This is a genomic window from Collinsella sp. AF39-11AT (assembly GCF_003474585.1).
Lineage (GTDB): Bacteria > Actinomycetota > Coriobacteriia > Coriobacteriales > Coriobacteriaceae > Collinsella.
Window position 1 is genome coordinate 36,779 of sequence record NZ_QROG01000004.1, and the last position, 26,658, is coordinate 63,436.

Sequence of the window (26,658 nt, forward strand, 5' to 3'; positions counted from 1 at the left end):
CTATTCCTCCTCGAGTGTGACCTTGCCGCCCAGCAGGCGGTAGTGGTCGAAGAAATCGGGATAGGACTTGTTGACGGCCTCGGCGCCGTGGATCACGACCTCGCCGGTGGCGCGGCTCGCGGCGATAGCGGCCATCATAGCGATGCGATGGTCGTTGTGCGAATCGACCTCGCCGCCGGTGAAGGCATCGACACCCTTGATGATGAGGTCATCGCCGGCAATGCGCACCTGCGCGCCCAACGCGGTGAGCTCGCGGGTGGTCGTAACCAGGCGGTCGGATTCCTTGATGCGCAGACGGGCGCAATCGCGGATAAAGGTGCGGCCCTGCGCCAGCGAGGCTACGGCCGAGATGACGGGCACCAGGTCGGGAATGTCGTGGGCGCTCATCTCAAAGCCGGCGAGCTTGTCGGACTGCACGGTGGCGGCGTTGGTGGAGCGCACGATGCGGGCGCCAAAGCGCGAAAGCGCGGCAAGCACGTTGCGGTCGCCCTGTGCGGAGCTCAGCGACACGCCCTCGACGGTGATGGGGTCGTTGCCGATGGCACCGGCGCACAGCCAAAAGGCGGCGTTGGACCAGTCACCCTCGACGGCTACGCTGCCGGGCGTGCGGTACGAGCCACTGCTCGCGCGGAAGTTTGTGACCTCGGGCTGGCCGTCCTTGGCCGGAATACGCTCGACGCTAACCTCGACGCCAAAGGCCTTCATGGCCTGGATTGTCAGGTTGATGTAGGGGCGGCTCTCGATGAGGCCGGTTACCTGCACGCAGGAGGGCTGGGCCAGCAGCGGGGCTGCCAGCAGCAGGCCGGAGATATACTGCGAGCTCACGTTGCCCGGAAGCACAAAGGTGCCCGGGCGCATGCGGCCGCTCGTCTTGAGCGGAAAACCGCCCAGACCCTGTAGGTCGCAGCCGGCGGCGATGATCTCGTCCGAGAGCGGGGAGAGCGGGCGAGTGCCAAGGCGGCCCTGGCCCACGAAGGTGGCATCCGCACCCAACGCGCAGGCGACAGGCAGCATAAAGCGCAGCGTGGAGCCGCTTTCGCCGCAGTCAAGCGTGCCGCCGGCAAGGGCCTTGAGCAGGCCAAACTCAACACTCTTCATGGTGGGGTGGACCTGGAAGCCGTCCTCGACGGTCTCGATGCGAGCACCCAGGGCCGTAAGGCAACGCACCGTGGCCTCGATGTCGGCGCAGGTAGTGTTGCAGGTAACGTGCGTCTCGCCGTTGGCAAGCGCGGCGCAGATGATCAGGCGATGCGCCATCGACTTGGACGCGATGGCGGGAACGGTGCCCTTGAGCGGGGACGGGGTGATGCGGGCTAGCATGCGGATGCGTCTCCCTTCTGGCCGAGGCCTTCGGCAATGAGTTCGTGGAAAGTGGAAAGCGGCGTGCGGTCGATGCTGCAGCGGCCAATGCCGTGCGGAATCACCAGGTCGATGGTGTCGCCCGCGCGCTTCTTGTCGTGGAGCGCCTCGGCAAAGACGGCATCGACATCGAGGTCGCAGCGGGTCTTGAGGCCATGGCGGGTGCAGAGCTCCTCAATACGATCGGGCAGTGCGGCATCGCAGACGCCGTGCAGGGCCGCGGCGCGCGTGATGATGCCCATGCCGATCGACACGCAGTTGCCGTGTCCGAGCTCAAAGTGCTCGCAGGCCTCAACGGCGTGTCCGGCGCTGTGTCCAAAGTTGAGGAGCTTGCGCTGGTTGGTCTCGCGCTCGTCGGCTACGACCACGGCGCGCTTGATGTCGATATTGCGGGCGATGATGAGTGCTACGCGGGCCACATCGCGGTTGAGCAGCTCCAGCGTGAGCGGGGTCTTCTCCAGTTCGACGAAAAGCTCCGGATCGGCAATCACGGCGTGCTTGACGACCTCGCCGCAGCCGTCGGCGAACTGCTCGGGCGTGAGGGTGGCCAGGCACCCCACGTCGGCGATGACCACGCTCGGCTGCCAAAAGGCGCCGGCCAAGTTCTTGCCGGCAGCCAGGTCGATGGCCGTCTTGCCGCCCACCGACGAATCCACCATGGCTAGCAGACTCGTGGGAATCTGCACAAACTTGCAGCCGCGCATGTAGGTGGCGGCCACAAAGCCCGCCACGTCGCCTACGACGCCGCCGCCGAGTGCCACGATCACGTCGGAGCGCGAAAGCTCGTGCTCGGCTACAAACTCCAAAATGGCAACATAGGTCTCGGCGCGCTTATGGGCCTCGCCGGCCTCGAAGGTGCAGATGCTCACCTCGTAGCCTGACGCCTCCAAGCTCTGCTTAACGGGCATCTGGTAGAGCGGGCCCACGTTGGTGTCCGTCACGATGACGGCCTTGGCGCCGCCGGCAGTGGCGCGCACGAGCGGTCCCGACTGCTCCAGCAAAAACGTGCCAACATGCACCTGGTAGGGGCGTGCGGTGTCGATATCGATGGTAATCGCCATAAGCTTCGGTCCTTTCGACCTGGCGTGATAGGTGGTCTAGTGGGAGGCCTCGTCGTCGAGTGCACGCTTAATGCGGTCGCCCTCGGCAAGGAGATTCTCTAGATAGCGCTGGTCGCGGTCCTTGAGCGCACGGCTGTAGGCGCCAAGCGACTCGATCAGATGGTCGATTTCGAAGGCGAGCGCGTCGGCGTCGTCGATCATGAGCTCGGACCACATCTGGGGGTTGAGGTGTGCCACGCGGGTGAGATCGCGGTAGCTGCCGGCCGAAAAACCGTGGTGGACCTGAGCGGTCGGGCTCTTAACATAGGCGTTGGAGACGACATGCGCGAGCTGGCTCGTAAAGGCGATGACGCGGTCGTGCTCGGCGGCGCTGGTCACGCTGAACTTGCCAAAGCCCAAGGGGCGTACCATCTCGCGCACCTGGCCCAAGAGCTCGAGCTTAAGGGCATCGTCTACCGCGGGTGGAACGAGCACGAGCGGTGCGTCCTGGAACAGGTCGGCGCGGGAATGCGCGTAGCCCGAGAACTGCGTGCCCGCCATGGGGTGCGCGCCCACAAAGTAAAAACCGTGCTCGCGGGCAAGCTCAAAGGCGCGCTCGCACACGATACCCTTGACGCCCACCGTGTCAATTACCACGGGGCCCATGATGGCCTCGGTATCGGTGGCGTCGGCGAGTGCCTGGGCGTGTGCCTCGAGCCACTCGATGCAGGCTTCGGGGTAGCAAGCCAGGACGATGATGTCGCATTCGCCGAGCGTCTCGTCGTTGAGCTCGCCGGCAACGGTGCCCATGCTGGCGGCCGTCATGACATCGTCATCGGGATCCCGGGCCAGCACGCGGACGCCCGCCTGCGCATAGCCGCGGGCAAAGCTGCCGCCGATGAGGCCAAGGCCGACGATGCCGGCGCACTTGGGGCCGCCCTGGTTAACGCGCGCGTTTCTCACTGTACCCATGGGCTACTCCATGGTCTCTTGGCAGACGACCTCGCGGATGGCTCGGATGCGGCGCATGGTGTCGTCGAACTGATCGGGGGTGAGGGCCTGGGCGCCGTCGGACCAGGCGCGGCTCGGCTCGTCGTGGACCTCGATCTCCAGGCCGTTGGCGCCGCAGGCGGTCGCGGCGAGCGCCATGGGCTCAACGTAGCGGGTGTAGCCGGTGGCGTGGCTGGGGTCGGCGACGACGGGCAGGTGCGACAGGTGGTGCAGCACCGGCACGGCATTGAGGTCGAAGGTGTTGCGGGTGCGGGTCTCGAAGGTGCGGATGCCGCGCTCGCACAGGATGACGTTGTCGTTGCCCTCGCTCATGATGTACTCGGCGGCCATGAGCAGCTCATCGATCGTGCCGGACATGCCGCGCTTAAGCAAGATCGGAGTCTTGGTCTTGCCGACCTCTTTGAGCAGAGGGAAGTTCTGGGCGTTGCGGGCGCCGATCTGCATGACGTCGATCTTCTTGTCCAGGAAGACCTGCACGTCGCGCGGGTCCATGATCTCGGTGACGATCGGCATGTCGAGCTCGGCAGACGCCTCGCACAGCAGGTCCAGACCGGCGGGGCCCATGCCCTGGTAGGCGTACGGGGAAGTGCGGGGCTTGTAGGCGCCGCCGCGCAGCATCGTGGCGCCGGCGGCCTTCACGCGGCGTGCGATGCGGATGAGGTTCTCGCCCTCGACGGAGCACGGGCCGGCGATGACCTGGAACTGATCGCCGCCGATCTTGACGCCGTGGCCGCAGTCGATGACGGAGTCCTCGGGGTGGAACTTGCGGTTGGCGCGCTTGAACGGCTCGGAGACGCGCTGCACGCGCTCGACGACATCCATGGACTCGAGCAGGAACGGGTCGATCTTGGTCGTATCGCCCACCAGGCCGATGATCGTCTCATTCTCGCCGCGCGAGACATCGGTCTTCAGGCCCTTTTTCTCAATCCAGCTGACGATATGGCTGACGGCCTCGTCGCTGGCGCTCTGCTTTAAAATTGCAATCATGGTGTGCCTCTCACCTCGATGGATAACCCTTGCAAAAACGGCCCGCATCGCGAGCCGTGTACATATGGTGCATGAGAGTTTATACTATCTGACTCGCTTTTGCCTTCTAAAGTGGGCCGTTGAGCCGCGTCTTCCTCGGAATTGCAAAGCTTTTTCTTTTATTTTGATAGCCCGTGGTGCACTTGGGTATAATGCCAAGCGTTGGCCCTATTAGCTCAGGGGATTAGAGCGTCTGCCTCCGGAGCAGAAGGCCGTTGGTTCGAATCCAACATGGGGCACCATCGAACGTGAGACCGTCCGAACCTCGTATGGTCCGGGCGGTTTTTCTTATACCGACGCGACGTGATGGGACGTGGTATGGCAGCAACGGATATCGAGCGCGGACTCTCGACCGCCGAGGTCGAGGAGCGCATCGCCGCCGGTAAGATCAACCGCAACATGGAGCTCAAGACCAAGTCGGTCAAGGAGCTCATCATCGAGAACCTCTGCACGCTGTTCAATTTGATCAACGTGATCTTGGCGTTCCTGGTCATTTTGACCGGTTCGTTTAAGAATCTGACGTTCCTGTTCGTGGTGTTCCTCAATACCGCTATTGGCGTCATTCAGTCCATGCGTTCCAAAAAGATGGTCGATAAGCTCACGCTGCTGACCTCCAAGAAGGCCATCGCGGTGCGCGACGGCTCCGAGGTGGAGCTCGACCTGGACCAGATCGTGCTCGACGACATCATCCGCCTGGGGCGCGGCGACCAGATCCCCGCTGACGCCGTGGTGGTTTCGGGCGAGGCGCTCGTGAACGAGAGCCTGCTGACGGGCGAGAGCGATCTTATTAAGAAACAGCCCGGTTCCGAGCTCATGAGCGGCAGCTTTATCGACTCGGGTCTGCTGCGCGCCCGCGTGATCCATGTCGGCGCCGACAACTACGTGGCCAAAATTAATAACGAGGCCAAGTACGTCAAAAAGGTCAATTCCGAGATCATGAACGCGCTTAACGCCATCGTGCGCTTTGCGAGCATCATCATGATCCCGCTCGGTTTGGCGTTGTTTGCCTCGAGCGTGAGCGAGCTGTGGGATGCCGCGGGAACCCCAGGCAATAGCGCGCTTTCGTGGTGCTTCTCCGAGCTGTTGGCTGGTCATGTGCCTTCGTTGGCGCTGCTGTCCACGGTGGGCGCCCTGCTGGGCATGATCCCGCAAGGCCTGGTGCTGCTGACCTCGTCGGTGCTCGCCATCGCCACGGTGCGCCTGGCCCGCCGCAAGGTACTCGCGCAGCAGCTCTACTGCATTGAGACGCTCGCGCGCGTCGACGTGCTGTGCCTGGACAAGACGGGCACCATCACGTCGGGCCGCATGGAGGTCGAGGGTACCTATCCGCTGCCGGTCGAGGGTATGGGTGCGGGGGAGGGCGACGCCGCCGTTCCCGTCGATACCACGGTGCTCGATTTTGCTCTGGCTAACGTCGCACGTGCGACCTCGGCCGATGCCAACGAGACCTGCCAGGCGCTGCTCAACTACTACGCCGACCGCCCGGTCGAGGTGTCTGAGCCGCTGTCGGTCATTCCGTTCTCGTCGTCCAAAAAGTGGAGCGGTGCCTCGTTTGCGCAGGGCTCCTATGTGATGGGCGCGGCGCAATTTGTGCTTTCAGAGCGCGCCTTTTCGCAGGTCGAGAACCGCGTGGCCGAACTTGCCGACACCTGCCGCGTGCTTGTGGTGGCCTGCGTGGACGGCTTTACGCCCGATGGCGATATGGTGGGCGAGGCCGAGCCCGTGGGCTTTGTGACCATTCGCGACGAGATCCGCACCTCGGCCGCCGAGACCATCGGGTACTTTAACGAGCAGGGCGTGACCCTCAACGTGATCAGTGGCGACGACCCGCGTACGGTGTCGTCGATTGCGCGCGTGGTGGGCGTGCCGGGGGCGGACGCTTATGTGGACGCCACGACGCTCGATACGCCGGCCAAGCTCGATGCCGCAGTGGACCGCTACCATGTCTTTGGTCGTGTGACCCCGCAGCAGAAGCGCGAGCTCGTGCAGGCACTCAAGCGCCGCGAGCACACCGTGGCCATGACGGGCGACGGCGTTAACGATGTGCTAGCGCTCAAGGAGGCTGACTGCTCCGTCGCCATGGCGGCTGGCTCCGACGCCGCGCGTAACGTGGCCGAGATCGTACTCGTCGACAACGACTTTGCCTCGATGCCCGCCGTGGTGGCCGAGGGCCGTCGCTCCATCAACAACCTGCAGCGCTCCGCGGCGCTGTTCCTGACCAAAACGCTGTTCTCGATGGGCTTGGCGGCGCTGTGCATCGCGCTGCCGCCGTACCCCTTCGAGCCCATCCAGATGACGCTCATTAACTTCTTCTGTATTGGCGCGCCGGGCTTTGTGTTGGGCCTGGAGCCCAACAATGCTCGCGTGAAGGGATCGTTCCTGACGAACGTGCCCAAGCGGGCACTGCCGGCGTCGATTGCGGTCATTTTGGCTGCGGCGCTCGATATCTTTGTGGCGCGGGTGTTTGGCTTTAGCCAGCTCACGCTGTCTACGATGTGCCTGCTTACGTCGTGCGCGGCGAGTGTCAGCCTGATCTGGCGTATCTCGCAGCCCCTCACGCCCTTACGTGTGGCGCTCTTTGTGTTTGTAGTTGCCGGCATCCTGACGGGCGTTATCGGATTCCCGAAGCTGCTGTCTATTGCCAACCTGTCGATGGGCCAGATGGTTATCTTGGCTGTCATCGTGGTCATCACCTGCTCGGTGTTCTTTAAGCTCGCCACGATGATGGATTCGCTCAAGCCGCGTCGTCGTCATGCCGCAACTGGTTTTGGCCGCGGTGTGCGCGTCCGCTTGGGTCGCGGTGGCGGCAAGGTGAGCTCGACGGGTTCGACGGCCGAGCGTTTTGCCAAGCGCGTCGCCGCCGACATGGCGCAGCGCCGCGAAGCTCGCACCGTTCGTGAGGCCGAGGCCCGCGCACTCGAGGGCGTGGCCCAGGCCCAGCCCAAGAAAAAGAAGAGTACCGGAGTCAAGCGCTCCCGCGTAACCAAGTCCGCCCAAGGCATCAAAGTCTCGATGTCGAGCAAAAAGAAGAAGTAACTACGCGCCCTGGCGATGTTGAATTGGTGCCTTGCTCCTGTGGGGCCGTGGCGATGTTATGCTCTAACCTCGATTATTTGAATTGCTTCGAAAAGAGGATGCCGTGATCTGCCCGCATTGCCTTAAGACTATCGAGGACGGCGCCTCGTTCTGCCCCTACTGCAACGCCTATGTGGGTCCGGGCGATGGTCCCGAGCACACCGAGTTCGTGTTCTGTGAGGGCTGCGGTGCCCGTCTTTCTCCGCATGATCGTACGTGCCCCAAATGCGGACGCCCCGCTCCGGGTATCCTCTCCGAGGATGCGGCAGCATCCGACCTGGCAGCGGGCCGCACGGCGGGCTTTCCGCGCCTAACGCAAGAGCAGATCGATACCGAGGTGCCGCATGCGCCGGCCTCTGCCGCTGCGGTGCTTTCGGACGCCGCCGACCCCAATGAGACCTGCGTGCTGCCGGCTTTCGATAAGGATTTCGGTATCCCCAAGGTCGATATTCCCATGCCCGTTTCCCTGCATGACGATGCTCAAAAACCCAAGCGCAAGGTGCACCCCGACGAGGACGCCTATCACAAGCACAAGCGTCATATTCCCAAGCCGCTTATCGTAATCGCGGTCCTTGCCGTCGTTTGCGGCGGTGCCTATTGGTTCGTGACGACCGATCCCATGGGTGTTATGCCCGGCTTCTACGACCAGTTTGGCCAAGCTGCACAGACCACCTTCCCCACGCGCCAAAAGGGCGAGGCCACTGAGGACGATACCAAGCAGGACGATTCTGCGGAGGTGGTCCAGGAAGAAACCGTGCTCACCGATGATCAGCTCTATACCAGGCTCGACGGTCTGTATCAGACCATCGTGTCCTACGCTGACGAGGACCAGATCGGCGAGGTCATCGATTCCTTTAACAACGGCTATCTCCGAACGCCGCTGTCCACCCGTCAGGAGCTGTCGCAGAGTGCCTACGCCCTGCGCGACCAGATCAAAAAGACGCAAGATGAGCTCAACAACCTTAAGTACCAGGACGATACGGTCTATGCGGATGACATCGCCCACTTAAAGCAGCTTGCCGAGTGGATGTATGAGCGCGTTGACGTGATCTGCCAGAGCTGGGATATCTCGCTGGCCATTCCCGATGGCGAGTCGATGAGTTCCCACCAAAGCGAGATCCTGGCGCCCATCGCGCAGGGTGGCAACAGCGCGCTGAACCAGTACGATGCCAATGTGGGTTCCTGGAAGCCGCAGCAGCGTTCCTAAAATTAGTTCGCCATAGTCGGCATAACCTACGTGCGCAATTGATGTAAGCCCGTGCTTATTGCTACAATTCGTACAAATATGCTTTAAACGCACGAGGAAGGAACCACATGTTTGGTTTTAAGAAAGAGCTCTACACGCCCGAGTATCAGCTTGTCGGCGACGAGTGCGCCGTAATCGAGACGTCGAAGGGTACCATCAAGGTCAAGTTTGACGGCGAGGGCGCTCCCATTCATGTCGCGAATTTCTGCGAGCTTTCCACGATGGGCTTCTATGATGGCCTTAAGTTCCATCGCTATGTGCCCGGTTTTGTTATCCAGGGCGGGGACCCCAATACCCGCGACATGTCCGGCGCCGACGTCGCTGCCGGTCTTGAGGGCCCCGACGGCATGCCCGGTACCGGTGGCCCCGGCTACTGCATCAAGGGCGAGTTTGCCACCAATCCGCGCAACAGCCATGTCGATGGCGCCCTTGCCATGGCACGCTCCATGGACCCCGATTCCGCGGGTTCGCAGTTCTACTTCTGCCTGGGTGCCCAGCATAACCTCGATTCCGGTTACACCGTCTTTGGTACCACGGTCGAGGGTCTCGATGTGATTTCGCAGCTGCGTGCCGGCGACGAGATCGTTCATGTCGAGATCGTTCACGAGTAAAGGGGACTTCCTTGAATAGCCAGCTGATCCAACAGGGCCGCGCCGCTTACCGCGCGGGTGATTTTTCCGCTGCAGCCCAGATGCTTGGGGCGGCAAAAACTCCCGATGAGATTATGGGCGAGGCAGATCACCTTCGTGGCAACGCCTTGATGCACCTGGGCATGTATGCCGAGGCCGCCGAGGCCTATGCCGCCGCCCTCAACGACGGCACCTACGGCAAGCGCGGCGCGCTGCTCACCAACCGCGGCAAGGCGCTCGCCGCCGTGGGCGACTACGCGACGGCCGCCCAGGCGTTCTCTGCTGCTACGCAGGATGCTTCCTATGCCACGCCGTTCAAGGCCTATCTGGGCCTGGGCAATGCGCTGTTCCAGTCGGGCGACTATGCCAACGCGGGAACCGCCTTCCGTCAGGCTGCCATCGACGGCGCCAATCCGGCTCCTGCCGCCGCACTCGGCGAGCTCGGTCGTTGCTTCATTAAGCTCGGCCGTCCGGCGGATGCCGTGGAGACCTACCGCACGGCTATCGACTTTGCCGGCCCCCGCGACGACACGCGTGCGCTCAACGCCGGCATGGGTCAGGCGCTTTCTGCCGCCGGCCGTCCCTCCGACGCACTCGACGCCTTTAACGCCGCTACTGCCGATGGCATCTACCAGCTCACCTCCGAGCAGGCCGATGAGCTTGCCCGCGTGCAGGATTCGCTTGCTGCGCTGTCTGCCCAGACGGCTATGGCCACGGCTCCGGCGCCCGCGATGGACGCTCCTGCCGTCGATCCGCTCGATCCTACGGGTGCGACCGGTCAGTTTATGCCCGATCCCTCGGACACCGGCTTCTTTACGCTGTCCGAGTCCGAGATGGTCCAGCAGGACCGTCAGGATCGTAAGCAGGCCAAGGTCCGTCGTCGCCATCGCCACACGGGCCTCAAAGTCTTCATCGTGCTGCTTCTGCTCATTTTGATCGCCGCGGGCGGTCTGGGCTTTGCCTACACGCGCGGCTTTGGCTTCCCGTCTCAGGAGTCTGTCGTTACCGATCTGTTCCAGGCTGCCGGCGACGGTGACGCCGCAAAGGCCGAGTCTTGCCTGGCCTCGAGCCTGTCCGAGGACGCTAAGTCGATGATTATCTCCTCGATTCCGCAGGGTGCCACCGTGTCCGTCGAGGGCATGGATCAGTCCATGACCGAGACGACCGCCAAGGTGAAGGCATCGCTGTCCAAGGGCGGCGAGCAGGAGTACACCGTCAAATTCGTGCGCTCCGACAACCATATCGGCTGGGCCGTTTCTTCGCTCGATATGGATTTCTCGGCTGCTGACAACCAGTAGTGACCTTATGGGATTTAGCTTTGCCCGGCGCTTCACCGCAAGTGAGGTGTCGGGCTTGCGCTAGTATGATGAGCTAGTAGTTTTCCAGCAATCATCCAACACATCAGGAGTTGCGTTGTTTTCTTTGATGGATATGTTCTTCGGTAGCTATGCGGGCGATCTTGCCATCGACCTCGGCACCGCAAATACGCTTGTCTCCGTGCGCGGGAAGGGCATCGTCATTCGCGAGCCCTCTGTAGTCGCCATCGACAAGAACGACGAGCGCATCCTGGCGGTCGGTATCGAGGCAAAGCGCATGCTCGGCCGTACGCCCGGCAACATCGTGGCCGTTCGTCCCCTGAAGGACGGCGTCATCGCCGACTTCGATGTTACCGAGGCCATGCTTCGCTACTTTATCGACAAGGCGTCCGAGAAGCGCTATCCGTGGACTCCGCGTCCGCGTGTTGTCGTCTGCGTTCCCTCCGGCGTCACGTCGGTCGAGAAGCGCGCTGTCTTTGAGGCCACGATCCAGGCCGGTGCCCGCCAGGCCTATCTGATCGAAGAGCCCATGGCTGCCGCTATCGGCGCCGACCTGCCCGTCGAGGAGCCCACCGGCTCCATGGTCATCGACATCGGTGGCGGTACCACCGAGGTTGCCGTTATCGCTATGGGCGGTATCGTCGTCTCGCAGTCCATCCGTATTGCCGGCGATGAGTTCGACCAGGCTATCCTCACGCACGTTCGCGATGCCTACAACCTTGCCATCGGCGAGCGTACGGCAGAGGACATCAAGATTAAGGTCGGCTCCGCCGTGCCGCTCAAGGACGAGCTCGACGTCGAGGTCAACGGCCGCGACGTGATCACCGGTCTGCCCAAGACCGTGCGCATCGAGAGCGAGGAGATTCGTCGCGCACTCAACAAGCCGCTCGACGAGATGGCCAAGGCCGTCAAGGACGCGCTCGACGCTACGCCTCCCGATCTTGCCTCGGACCTTATGTACTATGGCATTTTGCTGACTGGAGGCGGCGCGCTGCTGCGCGGTCTCGACGTGCGCCTGCGCGATGAGACCGGCGTTTCGGTCAACGTCAGCCCCACGGCGCTCGATAACGTTGTTAACGGCTGTGCCCGCGTGCTCGAGGCCAATGCGTTTGATGGCGGCTTCGTCCAGACCAATGCTTAATTTCCAAAAGGTGGATTCCATTTGGCACGATCTTCGGGTTTCTCTACAAATCTGAATACCAAGCGACAATCAACGGGTATGCGCCCGTTGATTGTTTTCAGCCTGATTTCGGTGTTGCTGCTCACGTTTTATATCCGTGAGGGCGAGGCCGGGCCGATTCATGCCGTGCGCTCGGGCGTGACGACGATTACCTCGCCGGTGCGCTTTGTGGGCTCGGCTGTGGCGGCTCCCTTCAATGCGATCGGCAATGTGTTCTCTAACCTTACGGCGTCGCAGGACACGCTTGACGAGCTTAAGAAGCAAAACGAGGAACTGACCTCTAAGGTTGCCGAGCTCTCCGAGGCTCAAAAGACCGCCGAGCGTCTGGAGGGGCTGGTCGGCCTCCAGTCGACCTACAACCTCAAATCAACCGCAGCTCGTATCGTCGGCGCTTCGGGCGATGCCTGGACCTCGACCGTCACCATCGACAAGGGTTCTGCCGACGGGCTTACCATCAACATGCCTGTGACGAGTTCTGCCGGTGTCATAGGCCAGATTATCGAGGTCTCGGCCAAGACGTCCACCGTGCGTCTGATTGGCGATGAGAGCTCGGGCGTGTCCGCCATGGTGCAGGACACGCGCGCCCAGGGCATGCTGCAGGGTCAGGCTGACGGTACGCTGCGTCTTGAGTATGTGAGCGTCGATTCCGACGTTAAGGTTGGCGACATCATCGTGACCTCGGGTATTGGCGGTGTGTTCCCCAAGGGTCTACCGCTCGGCACCGTCTCGTCGGTTGAGAAATCGGCTAACGACGTGTACTACACCATTGTGGTGCGCGCCCAGACGACGGCCGAGAATAACGAGGAAGTGCTGGTCATTACCTCGCTGACCGACGAACAGTCGGCCTCGGATGAGGACGTGAACACGGCCAACAGCACGCCGCAGGGAACGTCGCGCGATGCTGCGACCAAGACGAAGGACGAGAGCCCGGATGACGGTTCCGACACGTCCGAGACGACCGATTCCGGCTCGAGCGAATAGGGGGCATGTCCATGGATCTACACGAGCAGGGGATGAGCTCCCGCACGTTTGTAATCGCCGCCATCGTGTGCGTGCTGCTGCAGGCAGGCCTGGCACCGCAGATCTCCATTGCGGGCGGTCGCGTCAACTTTATGATTATCCTGGTGTGCCTAAGCGTGTTCTCGGGCGACCCGACCCGTGCCGTCGTATGCGGTTTTTGCAGCGGCTTGTTCTATGACCTTTCCGCTGCCGTGCCGGTGGGCGTTATGTCGCTCCTGCTGACCGTGGGTTCTTTTGCCCTGGTGCATAGCGCCGCCGGTCAGACGGGCGGTACCCCGAGTGCGCGCGGCATCACTGTGGGTGCCTTCGCGCTCGTTATTAATGTGATCTACAGCATCATCTTGCTGTTTATGGGTTTGGAGACGAGCTTTGTCGTGGCGATCTTCGGCCATGCGCTGCCGTCTTCGATCCTGACGGGTCTGGTTGCCATTCCGTTTTTGATGTCCGGCGTCGTGCCGCAGTCCGGTTATGGATTCTCGGCACGTGGCGGACGCCAGACGGGCATGCGCTTTAAGCCCAAGACCCGTAAGCTCAAATAGGGGAGGCCTGTAGATGTCTTCCCAGATGACGGTTATTATCGCCGGTATCGTGCTGGTTGTGGCCATCGTGGTCGCGCTGGTCATCATGCGTCGCGGCGATTCCCGTTTTACCTACGATACGCAGCATGGAACGGCCCCGCGCGCCACCGAGGGCGAGGGCAATACCGCGGCGACCGCCTTTAAGGGCCGCTTCTCCATCCTCACCACGGGTGTGGGCGCGATGTTCGCGGCGCTTGCCGTCAAGCTGTGGGGTATGCAGATGGTCTCGTCGGACTATTACGAAAAGCAGGCTAATAGCAATCAGACGCGCACCGTTACCACACCCGCTGTGCGCGGGCGAATCCTTGATCGCAATGGCGTGGCACTTGTGCAAAACCGTCCCTCACTTGCCGTTGTCGCCTATCGCGACCTGGCCGATGACACTGTGCTGGTTCGCCATCTTGCCAACGTGCTCGGTATGCCCTACGTCGCGGTGCTGCGCAATATCCAGGACAATTCCGAGGGCGCCCAGAGCCTGCATACCATCGCGACGGACGTGCGCCGCTCCACGGTTGCCTATATTCAGGAGCACGCCGGCGAGTTCCCTGGCGTGAAGATTGCCGAGCGCACCGAGCGCCAGTATCCATATGGCGAGACGGCATGCCATATCTTGGGCTATACCGGCACCATTACCTCCGAGCAGCTCGAGGCCCAGAATAAGAAAACCTCTGGCGATGATGATGCTTCTGCTGGCCGGATTACGTACCAGTCGGGCGATATCGTGGGCCAGGCGGGTGTTGAGAGCTACTACGAAAACCTGCTGCAGGGTATTCGTGGCGAGCAGACCGTCAAGGTCGATGCCTCGGGCAACGTGACTGGTCAGGCCGGCGCCGTGCCCGCCAAGGCCGGCTCCGACATTAAGCTCACGCTTGACCTCAAGATTCAGCAAGCCTGCGAGACGGCGTTGGCGAGCGCTATCGAACTCGCCAAGACCACGGGCTACAGCAACGCCGGCAACGGCGCCGTGGTGTGCCTCGATCCCAACAACGGCGAGATTCTGGGCATGGCGAGCGAGCCCAAGTTCGATCCGTCCGTCTTTATCGGCGGCATCTCAAATGACGTGTGGACCGAGCTCAATGATGACAAGGGTTCGCACCCGCTGCTCAACCGCGCCATTAGCGGACAGTACATGTCGGCCTCGACCATCAAGCCGCTCTCGGCACTGGCCGGTCTTGAGTTTGGAACCTACACTTCAACGCAGACAACCAACTGCACGGGCTATTGGACGGGCCTGGGCAAGGCTTGGGGCAAGCGCTGCTGGCTGACGTCTGGCCACGGCACCATGACGCTGCAGTCGGGTATCGCCAACTCGTGCGACCCCGTCTTCTACGACATGGGCAAGGCCTTCTTTTATGACGAGCAACATTCCGAGGGCCTGCAGGAGGTCTTTCGTCGCTGGGGCCTAGGCAAGACCTGCGGTATCGATCTGCCGAGTGAGGGCGCGGGCCGTATTCCCGATGCCGAGTGGAAAGAGTCGTACTTTACCGACGCCTCTGCCGAGGACCGCAAGTGGAATGCCGGCGATATGACCAACATTGCCATCGGCCAGGGCGACATTTTGGTGACGCCCCTGCAGATGGCGTGCGCCTATATGGGTCTTGCCAACGGCGGCAAACAGTACGTGCCTCACGTGTTTTTGTCTGCCGTGTCGCGCGATGGCGACGGCGATGCCTATAAGTACAACGGCAAGGGCAAGAAGAAGCGCCTGGAGGCCAAGATCAACAGCGATTCGGATTTGACTCTTGTTCGCAACGGCATGCACGACGTGATTTACACGGCATCGACGTCCCTGGCGGCTCACTTTGGCACCCTGACGCCGCAGGTGTACGGCAAGTCGGGCACGGGCGAGAAAAGCGGCGAGGACGAATACGCGTGGTTCTGCGCCTATGCACCGGCCGATGATCCCAAGTATGTCATCGCTACTGTCCTGGAGCAGGGCGGCGGTGGTTCGGATACCGCGATGCATGTCGTGCGCGACGTGCTCGGCGTGATTTATGACGAGCCCGATACCTCTTCGGCCTCGGGCGATTCTTCGGTTCGATAGGAGGTTGCGATGGATTTTTCTCCGGCGGATCTGTTCCGTTCAACCAAGACCGGCTCTCGCAGCAGCCTGGACCGCGTCAACAAGCAACTTTCGGCCTCGCGCGGTACGTTTCGCCAAAAGGTGCATATCGGTGTGCTGCTGGCTACCGTCGCGCTCGTTGCCTATGGCGCCATCATTATTTGGTCGGCGTCACAGTTTAAGGCCGACGCCTCATTCTCGCGCCACCTGCTGGGCATTGGCATTGGCGCGGTGCTTGCGGTGCTCGTCTGGCGTACCGATCTGCGCGGTATTTCCAATTTTTCGACGGCGTTGCTCGTCATCGACCTGATCGTGATCTTCTCGCCCAAGATTCCGGGTCTGTCCTATACGGGCGGTCTGGGCATGACAGGCTGGATCAAGATTCCCGGTATCGGCTTGACATTCCAGCCGGTCGAGCTTGCCAAGCTCATCACCATCTTCTTTATCGCCACGCTTGGCTCGCAGTATAACGGCCGCATCGATACCGTTCGCGACTACGTCAAGCTCTGCGGCATGCTGTCCATCCCGTTTTTGGCCGTCGTTGCCATGGGCGACCTGGGCTCGGGCCTGGTCGTGCTGGTCTCGGGCGCCATCGTCATCTGCATGAGCGGTGCGCGCCGCGAATGGGTGCTGTCGACCCTGGCCCTGCTTGTGGGCCTGGTGGCCCTCGTCCTGGCGCTCGATTCGGTCTTTGATTCGTTGCTCGGCCACGATGTGCTCATCAAGCAGTATCAGATGAACCGCCTGACGGTCTTTATCGACCCCGATAATGCCGATTCGGACGATGCCTACAACCTGCAGCAGTCGCTTATCGCCGTTGGCTCGGGCGGCTTCTTTGGTAAGGGTTTGGGCCATGCGACGCAGTCGGCCGGCGGCTTTCTTCCTGAGTTCCACACCGACTTTGTCTTCGCCTTCCTATCCGAGACCTTTGGCTTTTGCGGTTCCTTTTTGCTCCTGTGCCTCTACGTGCTGCTGATCTTTTCGACGATTCGCGTCGCCTTTAAGTGTGAGTCGCTGTTCTTGCGCCTATCGTGTGTGGGCATCGTTGGCATGTGGGCGTTCCAGACCTTCGAAAACATCGGCATGTGCATTGGCATGATGCCGATTACCGGTATTCCGCTACCGTTTATTAGCTTCGGTTCGTCTTCGATGATGATTCAGCTGCTGACGGTGGGTATCGTACAATCCATATGGCGGCATCGTTCGGGCGCCGCGTAACCGCTGGAGGGGTTTGCTATGAAAATTCCCGTAGATAAGCTGACCCGCGCTTTTAAGATGGGCGCGTCCGTTAAGAAGGATTCCGATACGCCGGTGCGCGTCTCGGTCTATTTGGATTCGTCCGCCTCGCGCTTTCTGGCCGAGACGGTGCGTGACGCCTTTGTGCCGCGGACGACCTCGGGCATTGTGCGCGTCGAGCGTCTGGGGGAGGAGCGAATTGCTCCAAAGACCGATACCGATGTGGTGCTGGTGCTCTCGTGCGGCTCCGACCGCTTGGAGAGTGCCGTGCAGGAGCTCGTGATCGCCGGCGCCCCCGTGTGCGTGCTTGCCGAGTCTGCTGTGGAGGTGCCGTTTATCGAGGAATCCACGCCCATGCTCGGCGTGGTGGCGGCAACCGATAAGACGTATCTGCTCGAGACGCTTGCCCGCTGGATTCTCGATCGCACCGACAAGGAAACGGCTTTTGCGGCGAATTTTGCCTTTATGCGCATCGCGGCAGCTAATCGTATCATCACCTCGTGCGCGCTCACCAATATGGCGACCGGTGCGCTGGTGTTTTTGCCGGGCGCCGATTATCCCGTTATGGCGCTGGCGCAGGTGGGCATGCTCTTTGAGCTCGCTGCCGTCTTTGGACGCGGCATTAAGCCTGAGCGCGGCTACGAGGTCGCGGGCGTGCTTGCCGGCGGTCTTGTGATCCGCGCGGTCACCCGCGCGCTCGTCAAGCAGACGCCGCATATTGGGTTTGCCGTCAAGGCGCTCACTGCTGCCGCGGGCACCTATGGCATGGGCCGTGCGCTCGTTTCGCTCTACGAGCGCGATGTCGACTACAGCCGTGCCAACGAGGTGGTCACTGCCACGTTCTCCCGCGTTCGCGATCTGGTGACCACGGTCGCGGGCGCTACCCGTCCTATGGCGTCCTATCAGGACGCATCAGATCTCGCTGCTTAGGGGTTTTCCGTTGCGCGTTGCATACCAAGACTGTTTTCATTTAATTGAGCCGTTGCTCGCCAAGGTCGAGAAGCCGAGTCGCTATATCGATCACGAGTGGGGCACGCTTTCCAAGGCCGATGCCGACTACCGTTGCTGCCTGATCTACCCGGATGTGTACGAGGTTGGTCTGCCCAACCAGGGCATCGCCATCCTCTACAACATCCTTAACCAGGCCGAGGGCATCTCCTGTGAGCGCGGCTATGTGCCGTGGCCCGATATGGGTGACGCCATGCGCGAGGCGGGTATTCCGCTGTTGTCGCTCGAGGGTGCAGCGCCGGTCGCTTCGTTTGATATCGTCGGTCTGCATGTGCCGCATGAGATGGCGGTGACGAACTTCCTCGAGGCTCTCGACCTCGCTGGCATTCCGCTGTTGGCGGCCGACCGCACCGAGGACGACCCCATTATCATCGCCGGTGGTCCTTCGGTGTACAACCCCGAGCCGTACGCGGCCTTCTTCGATGCCATCCTCATCGGCGAGGGCGAGGAATCGCTGCTCGAGACCTGCCAGCTGCATCGCCGCCTGCGCGACGAAGGAGTCCCGCGCGAGCAGATTGTTGAGCAGCTTGCATCCATTGCCGGCAACTACGTGCCGTCGCTCTATGAGGTTCGTCACGACGAGCCCTGCTCGCCGCATGGCTACACCGTGCCGCGTGAGGGCAAGGATGCGCCGACCGTGGTCTACAAGCGCGTCGTCGAGGATTTCGGCGCCACGAATCCGCTGTCGCAGTCGTGCGTGCCCTATGCGCAGCTGGTTCACGACCGCCTGTCTATCGAGATCCTGCGCGGCTGCGCCCGCGGCTGTCGTTTTTGTCAGGCCGGCATGACGTATCGCCCGGTGCGCGAGCGCTCGGCCGACCAGATCGTCTCGTCGGTGATTCAGGGTCTGGAAAAGACCGGCTATGACGAGGTGTCGCTGACCTCGCTCTCCACGACCGACCACTCCTGCATTCGCGACGTGCTCGGCAGGCTCAACCGCCGCCTGGAGGATACGGGTATTCGCGTGTCTATTCCGTCGCAGCGCCTGGATTCGTTTGGCGTGGATATGGCCGAGTCGGTCGCCGGCGAAAAGAAGGGCGGCCTGACGTTCGCGCCCGAGGCCGGCAGCCAGCGCATGCGCGACATCATTAACAAGAACGTGACCGAGGAGGACCTGGACCGTGCGGCCAAGGCAGCCTTCGAGGCCGGCTGGAACCGCATGAAGCTCTACTTTATGATGGGCCTTCCCGGCGAGCGCGACGAGGACATCGTGGCCATCGCCAATCTGGCCGATCACGTGCTGGAGCTCGGTCGTTCCGTGGTGCCCAAGGCTCGTCGCGGCTCGATCTCGGTGTCGATCTCGGTTTCGGTCTTTATTCCCAAGGCTGCCACGCCGTTCCAGTGGTGCCCGCAGCTCGATTACGACGACGTCAAGCGTCGCCAGAAGCTGCTTGTCACGAGCGTTCGCAACCGTGCCGTCCGCGTGCATTACCACGATGCCGAGACCTCGCTCATCGAGGCCGCACTGTCCCGCGCCGGTCGTGACATGACGCCTGTCATCATCGATGCTTGGCGCGCGGGCTCTCGCTTTGACGCCTGGGTAGAGCATTTCTCGCTCGATAACTGGAAGGAGGCTGCTGCCAAAAACGGCATCGACCTCAATGAGCTTGTGCACCTGCCCTACGAGTTGGACTGGCGCCTGCCGTGGGAGCACGTGAGCCCCGGCTGCACGCGCGGCTTCCTCGAGCGCGAGTACCGTCGCTCGCTCGAGGGCGTCACGACTCCCGACTGCACCCGCACGTCGTGCACCGGCTGCGGAATCTGCCCCACGCTCCACGCCAAGAATGTATTGATGGGTGACCGCGCATGAGTGAGCGCCTGACCGACAACCCCACGCTCTTTAGGCTTCGTGTTCGCTATGGCAAGCGCGATCGCCTTAAGTACCTGGGCCATCTCGAAGTAATCCATACCATAGAGCGCATCGTGCGCCGTGCGGGACTTCCCTATGCCGTCACGCAGGGCTTTTCTCCGCACATGCGCGTGGGCTTCTCTTCGGCGCTACCGGTGGGTACGTCGTCGACCTGCGAGTGGTATGACCTGTTTATGACCGAGTTCGTGGCGCTCGACGAGGCGTTTGGGCGCTTGGCTGCGGCGTCTCCGACCGATCTGGCACCCATCGAGGCAGCGTACATCGACGTGCGCACGCCGGCGTTGACGGCGCAGCTCACGCGCCTGTCGTATCGCATCGACCTACACTTGGATCCCGAGGCGCCCGTAAGCGCCGACGAGGTGCGTCGTGCGATCGACACGCTGCGCGCGGACCATGGCATCGACTACGCGCGTGGCAAAAAGAGTAAGCGCTTGGATTTGGATCACACGCTCGTGGGCTATGAGCTTACGGCGGGGGAGTGCCTGGACCATTTGGTGCTCATGCTCGACACCCATGCCGACAACGAGGGCTCCATGCGTCCGGAAATTTTGCTTTCCGCTGCTGATGTTTTGTTGCAGGGCTTGACCCCGGGCGTGGATGCACCTATTGTTTCCACCGGTATGCAAGACCTCGTGACCATCTGCTCCTACGATGTCGAGCGTCAGAATCAAGCATGCGAGGACGACGAGGGCCGACTCGTCAGCCCCATACCTGTGCGAACTTGTGGATTTGCTCCACATACTCGTTGACGGGGGTATTTTCGCCTGCTACTATATTCGGCTGTTGCACTAACTGATGCATGAAGGGCAAGTAAACATGTACGCAATCGTTAACACGGGCGGCAAGCAGTACAAGGTCGCCACCGACGATGTCATCACCGTCGAGAAGATCGAGGGCAATGAGGGCGACAAGGTCACCCTGCCGGTTATCTTCCTCAACGATGGTAAGAAGATCGTCACCGATCCCGACAAGCTGGCCAAGGCCAAGGTTACCGCTCAGATCGTTGAGCAGTTCAAGGGCGAGAAGCAGCTGGTCTTCAAGTTCCACAAGCGTAAGCGCTATCGTCGTCTGAAGGGTCACCGTCAGCAGCTCACCAAGCTGAAGATCGTGAAGGTCCAGGCTACGTCCCGCGCCAAGAAGGCTGTCAAGGCAGAGGCCGAGGCTGTTGCCGAGGCTCCCGTCGCCGAGTAGATTACACTCGTAACGAAAGAGTAGGTATACACAATGGCACACAAAAAAGGACTCGGTTCCTCCCGTAATGGCCGTGACTCCCGCGGTCAGCGCCTTGGCACGAAGCGCTATGCCGGCCAGACGGTAACCACGGGCACGATTCTCGTCCGTCAGCACGGCACTCACATCCACCCGGGTGAGAACGTTGGCCGTGGCAAGGACGACACGCTGTTCGCGCTGGTCGACGGTACCGTTGAGTTCCACAAGGGTATCAAGCACAGGGTCAGCGTACGCCCGCTCGCGAACGCGTAATTCACCCTTCATAGAGCACATATGTGGGAGGCACTTGAGTTTTAGGATTCAAGGGTCTCCCTCTTTTTTGTAGGAGGCGATTCTGTTGTCACAGTTCACCGATATCAGCCGCATTAACGTGTGCGGCGGCGACGGCGGAGCCGGATGCATGTCGTTTAGGCGTGAGGCATTTGTCCCCAAGGGCGGCCCCGATGGCGGCGACGGCGGTCGTGGCGGCAATGTCGTCATCCAGGCCGATGCTCAGCTGTCTTCGCTGATCGATTACCGCTTTAAGCATCACTTTCGTGCTGAGCGCGGAACGCATGGCCAGGGTGCTCGCCGCAATGGTAAGAGCGGCGAGGACCTGATTCTCAATGTCCCCATGGGCACCGTAGTTCGCGAGCTCGATCCCGAGACGCAGACCCCGATGTTCGAGATTGCCGACCTGGTACACGACGGCGAGCGCGTCGTCGTGGCGCCCGGTGGTGCCGGCGGCCTGGGCAACACTCACTTTGTGACGTCGGTGCGTCGCGCGCCCGCGTTTGCCCAGCTAGGCGAGCCCGCCGAGGAACACTGGATCGAGCTCGAGATGAAGCTTATGGCCGATGCTGCGCTCGTGGGCTTTCCCTCGGTTGGCAAGTCCTCTCTCATCGCGCGTATGAGTGCCGCCCGCCCCAAGATTGCCGACTACCCGTTTACCACGCTCGTGCCCAATCTGGGCATGGTGCGTGCCGGCGAATATTCTTACGTCGTTGCCGACGTCCCCGGTCTTATCGAAGGCGCGAGCGAGGGCAAGGGCCTGGGTCACCAGTTCCTGCGCCACATTGAGCGCACGGCCCTGATCATGCATGTCGTCGACATGACGGGCGGTTTTGAGGATCGCGATCCGGTCGAGGACTATCGCATCATCAACCGCGAGCTCGAGCAGTATGGCGCCGAGCTCTCGGAGCGCCCGCAGATCGTCGTCGCCAACAAGTGCGATGCGCCGGGCACGGCTGACAAGATTGCCGACCTCAAACGCGCTGCGCTCGACGATGGACATATGTTCTTTGCCGTGTCTGCTGTAACGGGCGCCGGCCTCAACACGCTGATGCTTGCCGTGGGCGAGCAGGTGGCTAAGCTGCGCACCGAGTTGGCTGTCTCCGATGAGCCGGTCGATCTGCGTGACGATGAGTGGGAGCGCCGTCGCCTGCAGCGTGAGAAGCGTTTCCGTATTGTTCAGGAAGAGCCCCACGCCTTCCGCGTGGTCGGTCGCGCCATCGAGCGCATGGTCATCCAGACCGATTGGGAAAACGAGGAGGCCGTCATCTACCTGCAGCATAAGTTTGCGCGCATGGGTGTCGACGATGCGCTCGAGAAGGCCGGCTGCCGTGCGGGCGACGAGGTTCGCATTTGCCAGCGCGCCTTTGACTTTGAGGGCGCTGAGGACTTCTCGGAGTACGAGGAGCTCGAGGACGCTGGCGAGGACGTTGCCGTTGAGGCCCTTGGCGTGACCGATGCCCCGGATGAGGGCGTCGAGGTTGTCGATGCGGCGGATGCCGCGGACGATGCCGAGACCTCGGAGGGCGAGTAAGCCATGTCGCTGCGCGGTGGAATCGGTCTGCCCGAGCTTCCCATAGAGGGCGGCCAGGAGTTTAGGCTCGGCATTATGGGTGGCACCTTTGACCCCATCCATTACGGGCATCTGGTGACCGCCGAGCAGGCGCGTGAGTCCCTCGATTTGGACGCCGTGCTCTTTATGCCGGCCGGCTCGCCTGCCTTTAAACTCGACAAACCGGTGACGCCTGCCGAGGACCGTTATGCCATGACGGTCCTCGCCACCGCTGCGAATCCGGCTTTTTTGGCGAGCCGATTCGAGATCGACCGTCCGGGCGTGACCTATACGGCCGATACGCTTCATGCCCTTCGCGACTTTTACCCGCCTCAGGTAAAGCTCTACTTTATTACGGGCGCTGACGCGATTATAGATATTGTGACCTGGCATGATGCTGACCGAATCGCCGAGCTTGCCACGTTTATTGCGGCGACGCGACCGGGCTTTGATATCGATACGGCGCGTGCCCGAATTAAAGAGTCGGGCCTGCCGTTTGACGTGCGTTATATCCAGATTCCGGCGCTGGCGATCAGCTCGACGAACATTCGCAAGCGAGTTGCCCGTGGCATGAGCGTGCGCTATCTTACGAGCGAGTCCGTGCTCGGCTATATTCGTAAACGCGGGCTGTATACCGATCTGGGTCAAGAAGATTTTGAGTGATGGGGGAGAACGTTGTCGGTAGAAGACCAGTTTGAGGGCGACGAGCGCGCGCTATTGACGCGTATCCACGAGTTGCTCGATGTGCGCATGAAGGATAAACGTAAACGCTACGTTCATTCGCTCGGGGTTGCCGAGACTGCGCTGCACCTAGCCGAGGTATACGGTGTCGACCGCTTTGATGCCGCTGCCGCCGGCCTGATCCATGACTGGGACAAAGTGCTCTCCGACGACGAGCTGGTCACGCGCGCCCTGCATTACGGCATTAAGATTGCCGGCTCTCCGTCTGCCGCGACGCCGCTTTTGCATGGCCCTGTTGCCGCCTATGAGCTTCCGCAGCTATTTCCCGAGCTATCGCCGGCCGTTTTCCAAGCTGTCGACCGTCACACCGTGGGCGCCTGCGACATGACGCCGCTCGATATGGTGGTCTTTGTGGCCGATGCCATCGAGCCCAACCGCCATGGTGATTATGCCCACGCGCTGCGCAAGATGATGGGGGAGTCGACGCTTGACGAGTTGTTCTTCTCCTGTTTTGCGCAGGGTTTGGTCTATGTGATCCAGTCCGGGCGCTATCTTTATCCCACGGCTATTTCGATTTACAACCATTACGCCCAGCTACGCTAGCTCGGGCTGTCTAGAAAGAGGTATTCCATGGCCGACGAGACCATGACCGACGAGCAGATTCTTGAAGGTGTGGAGCACAAGAGCTTCGTTGCCACGTCCGACCGCACCGCTGCCTCGCTGTCCACGAGCGGTGTCGCCGCCGAGGATGTCGCCCGCGCCGCCGCGCAGGCCGCCTACGACAAGAAAGGCGAGGACGTGCAGGTGCTCGATCTGACCGAGCTCTCCGACGTGTGCGATTACTTTGTGCTCGCCACCGGTACCAATAACCGTCAGGTCGATTCGATCGTCGACGAGATCGAGGAGAAGGTCGCCGAGGCTTGCGGCGAGCATCCGTTCTCCATCGAGGGCCGTGAGCAGAAGACCTGGATGCTCATGGACTACGGTTCGGTTGTCGTCCACGTCTTCACTCCCGAAGCCCGCGACTTCTACCGCCTCGAGAAACTCTGGGGAGACGCTCCCCAGCTCCCCCTCAATCTCCTCTAGTAGCTCATTTGAGACGGGGGTTTTAGCTACCCTCACGCATATCGCCGGGCAGTTGCGGTTTTCCGCACCTGCCCGGCTTTCTTTTTGCCCAAAGGCGGTTAATCGTTGAAGCGGGATTGGCGGCCGAAGGATAGGGCGGTGTCGCCGAACTTGTCGCGGACGGCGTCAATTGCGACGGAGAGGTCGCGTCGGTCGCTGGATTGGGCCCCGCGGTCATCGACTTCGCAGAACAGGTCGGTTTGGATACCGCCTTGGTGGTTGAAGTCGCTCATGCCGATACCTGCCAGACGCACGTGCATGCCTTCTTGCCAGATATTGTCGAGCAGCTCGAGCGCCACGGCAACAAAGATATTCTCGTCGTCGGTGGGGTGGGGAAGCCGCCGCTGCGCCGTTCGCCCGCTTCCATACGAATACTTGAGCTTGAGCGTCACCGTGGCGCCCGTTAGTCCCTGACGGCGCAGGCGGCGTCCCACTGACTCTCCCAACAACGCAATCGCCGCTTCGATGTCCCCACGCTCAGTCAAATCTTTCGCAAAGGTGCGCTCATTGCTCACCGATTTAACCTCGCGTTCCTCGTCCAGACTCGTGACTTCGGAAACCTCGAGTCCCAGCGCACGCTGGCGCATGCGTTCGCCGTTGACACCAAAAATAGAGGCCAAGGTGGATTCCGGTGCACGTGACAGCTCGCCGAGCGTGTAGATGCGCATGCGGCGCAGTCGCTCCTCGGCCGAGCGCCCGATGCCGCTCATGGCAGATACCGGCAGCGCGGCCAAAAAGCGCTGCTCGGTTCCGGGGCGCACGATGGTCAGCCCAAACGGCTTATCCCGCTCGCTTGCGATCTTTGCGACCGTCTTGTTGCAGCCCACGCCAATGGAGCAGGTCACTCCCAGCGCTGCCACGCGGTCGCTTATGCGCCGCGCAACCAGCAGCGGGTCTTCGGGCGCAAAGCGGCCCGGTGTGATATCGATAAAGGCTTCGTCGATGGATACGCGCTCCACGCGCGGCGTCTCCTCGGCGAGAATCGCCATGACCTGCGCGCTGACCTCACGATAGCGATCAAAATGCCCATGCGTCCAAATGGCTTGCGGACAGAGGCGCCGCGCCTCGGCCGAGGGCATAGCGGAGTGCACGCCAAAGCGACGTGCCTCATACGAACACGTGGACACGACGCCACGCGAATCGGCATCGCCACCCACGATGAGTGGCTTTCCGCGCCATTCGGGATGATCGAGCATTTCCACGCTCGCAAAAAACGCATCGAGGTCCATCAGGCCCACCGCCGGACCCGTCCAGGGAGGCGGCGTGACGCCCATGGCATCCTCATAACCGTATGTATGTTCGCGTCTTTCCATGTCATGAGTATACCGCGCAGCTCATGTGGGGTGCGTGTATGTGCTTGCAAATCCCGAATTCTTGTCTAAGATATGGATTTGCCCTCGACTACACCGAAGAAGTTGGTCTCACGGACTTCACCTGCCCGCGTCGATGGCGTATTATGTTCAACTGTTTGTTTGTAGTTGCAGCCTAAAGCTGCTTGGTTGGAGGAGTTTCCTTTGGCAGTCAAGATTCGCCTTGCTCGTCACGGCGCTAAGAAGCGTCCGTACTACCGTGTCGTCGTCGCCGATTCCCGCGCCCCGCGTGACGGTCGTATCATCGAGGAGGTTGGCCGCTACAACCCGATGACCGCCCCCAAGACCATCAACCTCGACCTCGAGAAGATCGCCGACTGGCAGTCCAAGGGCGCTCAGCTCACCGACGCCGTCGCCGCTCTGGTCAAGGCCGCCAACGAGGGCGAGAAGACCGAGACCGTCGTCAAGAAGTCCAAGAAGCAGCTCGCCAAAGAGGCCGAGGCCGCTAAGGCTGCCGCTGAGGCCGCTGAGGGCGCCGAGGAGTAAATCGTGCCTGAGGTTGACGCTGCACAGCTCGAGGGTGAGGCAATGCTCTCAGATCGCATCGCCGATCTCGTCGAATATCTCGTTGTTCAGATCGTCGACGACCCGGATTCCGTGAGCCTTGAGGTCATCGATGGTGACGACGCCTCTACGATTGAGGTTTCGGTCGCCGAGGATGACGTCGCCAAGGTCATCGGCCGTCGTGGCCGTACCATCAAGGCCATTCGCACGCTCGCCCGTGCGCTGGCCGCTCGCCTCGACACTGCTGTCGAGGTCGAGGTTCTGGGCTAG

Annotated in this window: 25 protein-coding genes and 1 tRNA gene; 21 read left to right on the plus strand and 5 right to left on the minus strand. The window is 61.6% G+C overall.

Annotation, left to right across the window (positions count from 1 at the left end):
• From aroA to aroF, 4 genes are read right to left on the minus strand one after another with little or no spacing between them, the layout of a single operon-like run.
• A complete protein-coding gene (gene aroA / locus DW037_RS02770) occupies positions 1 to 1,320 on the minus strand; it encodes a 3-phosphoshikimate 1-carboxyvinyltransferase (RefSeq protein ID WP_118372803.1) in 1,320 nt (439 codons plus the stop codon).
• Positions 1,314 to 2,420 carry a 3-dehydroquinate synthase gene (aroB, locus tag DW037_RS02775; protein ID WP_117800154.1) on the minus strand — a complete coding sequence of 369 codons (1,107 nt, stop codon included), beginning with the start codon at positions 2,418 to 2,420 and terminating at the stop codon, positions 1,314 to 1,316. Before aroB ends, aroA begins: the two co-directional genes overlap by 7 nt.
• A gap of 36 nt (positions 2,421 to 2,456) precedes the next feature.
• The gene (locus tag DW037_RS02780; protein WP_117800153.1) at positions 2,457 to 3,371 is read right to left on the minus strand and encodes a prephenate dehydrogenase/arogenate dehydrogenase family protein; all 915 of its coding nucleotides are present in this window, start codon (positions 3,369 to 3,371) and stop codon (positions 2,457 to 2,459) included.
• A gap of 3 nt (positions 3,372 to 3,374) precedes the next feature.
• Positions 3,375 to 4,397 carry a 3-deoxy-7-phosphoheptulonate synthase gene (aroF, locus tag DW037_RS02785; protein WP_117629151.1) on the minus strand — a complete coding sequence of 341 codons (1,023 nt, stop codon included), beginning with the start codon at positions 4,395 to 4,397 and terminating at the stop codon, positions 3,375 to 3,377.
• Between the two features lie 204 nt (positions 4,398 to 4,601).
• On the opposite strand from aroF, the gene DW037_RS02790 reads away from it, so the two are divergent.
• The 19 genes from DW037_RS02790 (at position 4,602) to rsfS (ending at position 24,475) form a co-directional block, all read left to right on the plus strand.
• Positions 4,602 to 4,678: transfer RNA gene (locus DW037_RS02790), tRNA-Arg, on the plus strand.
• Positions 4,679 to 4,754: 76 nt separating this feature from the next.
• A complete protein-coding gene (locus DW037_RS02795) occupies positions 4,755 to 7,472 on the plus strand; it encodes an HAD-IC family P-type ATPase (RefSeq protein WP_118372804.1) in 2,718 nt (905 codons plus the stop codon).
• Positions 7,473 to 7,575: 103 nt separating this feature from the next.
• Entirely contained in the window at positions 7,576 to 8,718 is a 1,143-nt protein-coding gene (locus tag DW037_RS02800; RefSeq protein ID WP_158564348.1) for a zinc ribbon domain-containing protein, read from the plus strand.
• A 107-nt stretch (positions 8,719 to 8,825) separates the two neighbouring features.
• Positions 8,826 to 9,368 (plus strand): peptidylprolyl isomerase, encoded by a 543-nt coding sequence (locus tag DW037_RS02805; RefSeq protein ID WP_055249980.1) that lies wholly within the window; start codon positions 8,826 to 8,828, stop codon positions 9,366 to 9,368.
• Between the two features lie 11 nt (positions 9,369 to 9,379).
• Positions 9,380 to 10,684 carry a tetratricopeptide repeat protein gene (locus DW037_RS02810; RefSeq protein WP_233505648.1) on the plus strand — a complete coding sequence of 435 codons (1,305 nt, stop codon included), beginning with the start codon at positions 9,380 to 9,382 and terminating at the stop codon, positions 10,682 to 10,684.
• A 127-nt stretch (positions 10,685 to 10,811) separates the two neighbouring features.
• Positions 10,812 to 11,843, plus strand: coding sequence for a rod shape-determining protein (locus DW037_RS02815; RefSeq protein WP_006236061.1), 1,032 nt, complete (start codon positions 10,812 to 10,814; stop codon positions 11,841 to 11,843).
• A gap of 78 nt (positions 11,844 to 11,921) precedes the next feature.
• Entirely contained in the window at positions 11,922 to 12,863 is a 942-nt protein-coding gene (gene mreC, locus DW037_RS02820; RefSeq protein WP_082435448.1) for a rod shape-determining protein MreC, read from the plus strand.
• A gap of 11 nt (positions 12,864 to 12,874) precedes the next feature.
• A complete protein-coding gene (locus DW037_RS02825; RefSeq protein ID WP_055249984.1) occupies positions 12,875 to 13,441 on the plus strand; it encodes a hypothetical protein in 567 nt (188 codons plus the stop codon).
• A gap of 13 nt (positions 13,442 to 13,454) precedes the next feature.
• A complete protein-coding gene (gene mrdA / locus DW037_RS02830) occupies positions 13,455 to 15,524 on the plus strand; it encodes a penicillin-binding protein 2 (RefSeq protein ID WP_117629154.1) in 2,070 nt (689 codons plus the stop codon).
• A 9-nt stretch (positions 15,525 to 15,533) separates the two neighbouring features.
• Positions 15,534 to 16,760 (plus strand): FtsW/RodA/SpoVE family cell cycle protein, encoded by a 1,227-nt coding sequence (locus DW037_RS02835; RefSeq protein ID WP_055249988.1) that lies wholly within the window; start codon positions 15,534 to 15,536, stop codon positions 16,758 to 16,760.
• Between the two features lie 18 nt (positions 16,761 to 16,778).
• Positions 16,779 to 17,708 carry a YcjF family protein gene (locus DW037_RS02840; protein ID WP_117629155.1) on the plus strand — a complete coding sequence of 310 codons (930 nt, stop codon included), beginning with the start codon at positions 16,779 to 16,781 and terminating at the stop codon, positions 17,706 to 17,708.
• A 10-nt stretch (positions 17,709 to 17,718) separates the two neighbouring features.
• Positions 17,719 to 19,596 (plus strand): TIGR03960 family B12-binding radical SAM protein, encoded by a 1,878-nt coding sequence (locus DW037_RS02845; RefSeq protein ID WP_117629156.1) that lies wholly within the window; start codon positions 17,719 to 17,721, stop codon positions 19,594 to 19,596.
• On the plus strand, positions 19,593 to 20,405 hold the full coding sequence (locus DW037_RS02850; RefSeq protein WP_117629157.1) for a TIGR03936 family radical SAM-associated protein: 813 nt from the start codon (positions 19,593 to 19,595) through the stop codon (positions 20,403 to 20,405). The genes DW037_RS02845 and DW037_RS02850 overlap by 4 nt, the downstream gene beginning before the upstream one ends.
• A 67-nt stretch (positions 20,406 to 20,472) precedes the next feature.
• Complete coding sequence (rplU, locus tag DW037_RS02855; RefSeq protein ID WP_035138585.1) at positions 20,473 to 20,847, plus strand: 50S ribosomal protein L21; 375 nt, start codon at positions 20,473 to 20,475, stop codon at positions 20,845 to 20,847.
• A 33-nt stretch (positions 20,848 to 20,880) separates the two neighbouring features.
• On the plus strand, positions 20,881 to 21,138 hold the full coding sequence (rpmA, locus tag DW037_RS02860) for a 50S ribosomal protein L27 (RefSeq protein ID WP_006236075.1): 258 nt from the start codon (positions 20,881 to 20,883) through the stop codon (positions 21,136 to 21,138).
• An 85-nt stretch (positions 21,139 to 21,223) separates the two neighbouring features.
• On the plus strand, positions 21,224 to 22,690 hold the full coding sequence (gene obgE, locus DW037_RS02865) for a GTPase ObgE (RefSeq protein ID WP_199408844.1): 1,467 nt from the start codon (positions 21,224 to 21,226) through the stop codon (positions 22,688 to 22,690).
• Between the two features lie 3 nt (positions 22,691 to 22,693).
• Entirely contained in the window at positions 22,694 to 23,371 is a 678-nt protein-coding gene (gene nadD / locus DW037_RS02870) for a nicotinate-nucleotide adenylyltransferase (RefSeq protein ID WP_117629159.1), read from the plus strand.
• Positions 23,372 to 23,458: 87 nt separating this feature from the next.
• Positions 23,459 to 23,992, plus strand: coding sequence for a bis(5'-nucleosyl)-tetraphosphatase (symmetrical) YqeK (gene yqeK, locus DW037_RS02875; RefSeq protein ID WP_199408850.1), 534 nt, complete (start codon positions 23,459 to 23,461; stop codon positions 23,990 to 23,992).
• A gap of 27 nt (positions 23,993 to 24,019) precedes the next feature.
• On the plus strand, positions 24,020 to 24,475 hold the full coding sequence (rsfS, locus tag DW037_RS02880) for a ribosome silencing factor (RefSeq protein ID WP_117629161.1): 456 nt from the start codon (positions 24,020 to 24,022) through the stop codon (positions 24,473 to 24,475).
• A gap of 98 nt (positions 24,476 to 24,573) precedes the next feature.
• Here the strand turns inward: rsfS and dinB are convergent, their stop codons facing one another.
• Complete coding sequence (dinB, locus tag DW037_RS02885) at positions 24,574 to 25,827, minus strand: DNA polymerase IV (RefSeq protein WP_199408845.1); 1,254 nt, start codon at positions 25,825 to 25,827, stop codon at positions 24,574 to 24,576.
• A 201-nt stretch (positions 25,828 to 26,028) separates the two neighbouring features.
• Here dinB and rpsP point away from each other — a divergent pair, with 201 nt between their 5' ends.
• On the plus strand, positions 26,029 to 26,370 hold the full coding sequence (gene rpsP / locus DW037_RS02890) for a 30S ribosomal protein S16 (RefSeq protein WP_022094749.1): 342 nt from the start codon (positions 26,029 to 26,031) through the stop codon (positions 26,368 to 26,370).
• Between the two features lie 42 nt (positions 26,371 to 26,412).
• A complete protein-coding gene (locus tag DW037_RS02895) occupies positions 26,413 to 26,658 on the plus strand; it encodes a KH domain-containing protein (protein WP_171021534.1) in 246 nt (81 codons plus the stop codon).

Coding starts and splice junctions, on each gene's coding strand:
- dinB (WP_199408845.1), bottom strand. CDS start 25,827: ATGGAAAGACGCGAACATACATACGGTTATGAGGATGCCATGGGCGTC.
- aroF (WP_117629151.1), bottom strand. CDS start 4,397: ATGATTGCAATTTTAAAGCAGAGCGCCAGCGACGAGGCCGTCAGCCAT.
- DW037_RS02835 (WP_055249988.1), top strand. CDS start 15,534: ATGGATTTTTCTCCGGCGGATCTGTTCCGTTCAACCAAGACCGGCTCT.
- rpmA (WP_006236075.1), top strand. CDS start 20,881: ATGGCACACAAAAAAGGACTCGGTTCCTCCCGTAATGGCCGTGACTCC.
- DW037_RS02895 (WP_171021534.1), top strand. CDS start 26,413: ATGCTCTCAGATCGCATCGCCGATCTCGTCGAATATCTCGTTGTTCAG.
- DW037_RS02805 (WP_055249980.1), top strand. CDS start 8,826: ATGTTTGGTTTTAAGAAAGAGCTCTACACGCCCGAGTATCAGCTTGTC.
- DW037_RS02840 (WP_117629155.1), top strand. CDS start 16,779: ATGAAAATTCCCGTAGATAAGCTGACCCGCGCTTTTAAGATGGGCGCG.
- aroB (WP_117800154.1), bottom strand. CDS start 2,420: ATGGCGATTACCATCGATATCGACACCGCACGCCCCTACCAGGTGCAT.
- rsfS (WP_117629161.1), top strand. CDS start 24,020: ATGGCCGACGAGACCATGACCGACGAGCAGATTCTTGAAGGTGTGGAG.
- DW037_RS02795 (WP_118372804.1), top strand. CDS start 4,755: ATGGCAGCAACGGATATCGAGCGCGGACTCTCGACCGCCGAGGTCGAG.
- DW037_RS02850 (WP_117629157.1), top strand. CDS start 19,593: ATGAGTGAGCGCCTGACCGACAACCCCACGCTCTTTAGGCTTCGTGTT.
- mrdA (WP_117629154.1), top strand. CDS start 13,455: ATGTCTTCCCAGATGACGGTTATTATCGCCGGTATCGTGCTGGTTGTG.
- yqeK (WP_199408850.1), top strand. CDS start 23,459: ATGAAGGATAAACGTAAACGCTACGTTCATTCGCTCGGGGTTGCCGAG.
- rplU (WP_035138585.1), top strand. CDS start 20,473: ATGTACGCAATCGTTAACACGGGCGGCAAGCAGTACAAGGTCGCCACC.
- aroA (WP_118372803.1), bottom strand. CDS start 1,320: ATGCTAGCCCGCATCACCCCGTCCCCGCTCAAGGGCACCGTTCCCGCC.
- nadD (WP_117629159.1), top strand. CDS start 22,694: ATGTCGCTGCGCGGTGGAATCGGTCTGCCCGAGCTTCCCATAGAGGGC.
- mreC (WP_082435448.1), top strand. CDS start 11,922: ATGCGCCCGTTGATTGTTTTCAGCCTGATTTCGGTGTTGCTGCTCACG.
- DW037_RS02780 (WP_117800153.1), bottom strand. CDS start 3,371: ATGGGTACAGTGAGAAACGCGCGCGTTAACCAGGGCGGCCCCAAGTGC.
- DW037_RS02825 (WP_055249984.1), top strand. CDS start 12,875: ATGGATCTACACGAGCAGGGGATGAGCTCCCGCACGTTTGTAATCGCC.
- DW037_RS02815 (WP_006236061.1), top strand. CDS start 10,812: ATGGATATGTTCTTCGGTAGCTATGCGGGCGATCTTGCCATCGACCTC.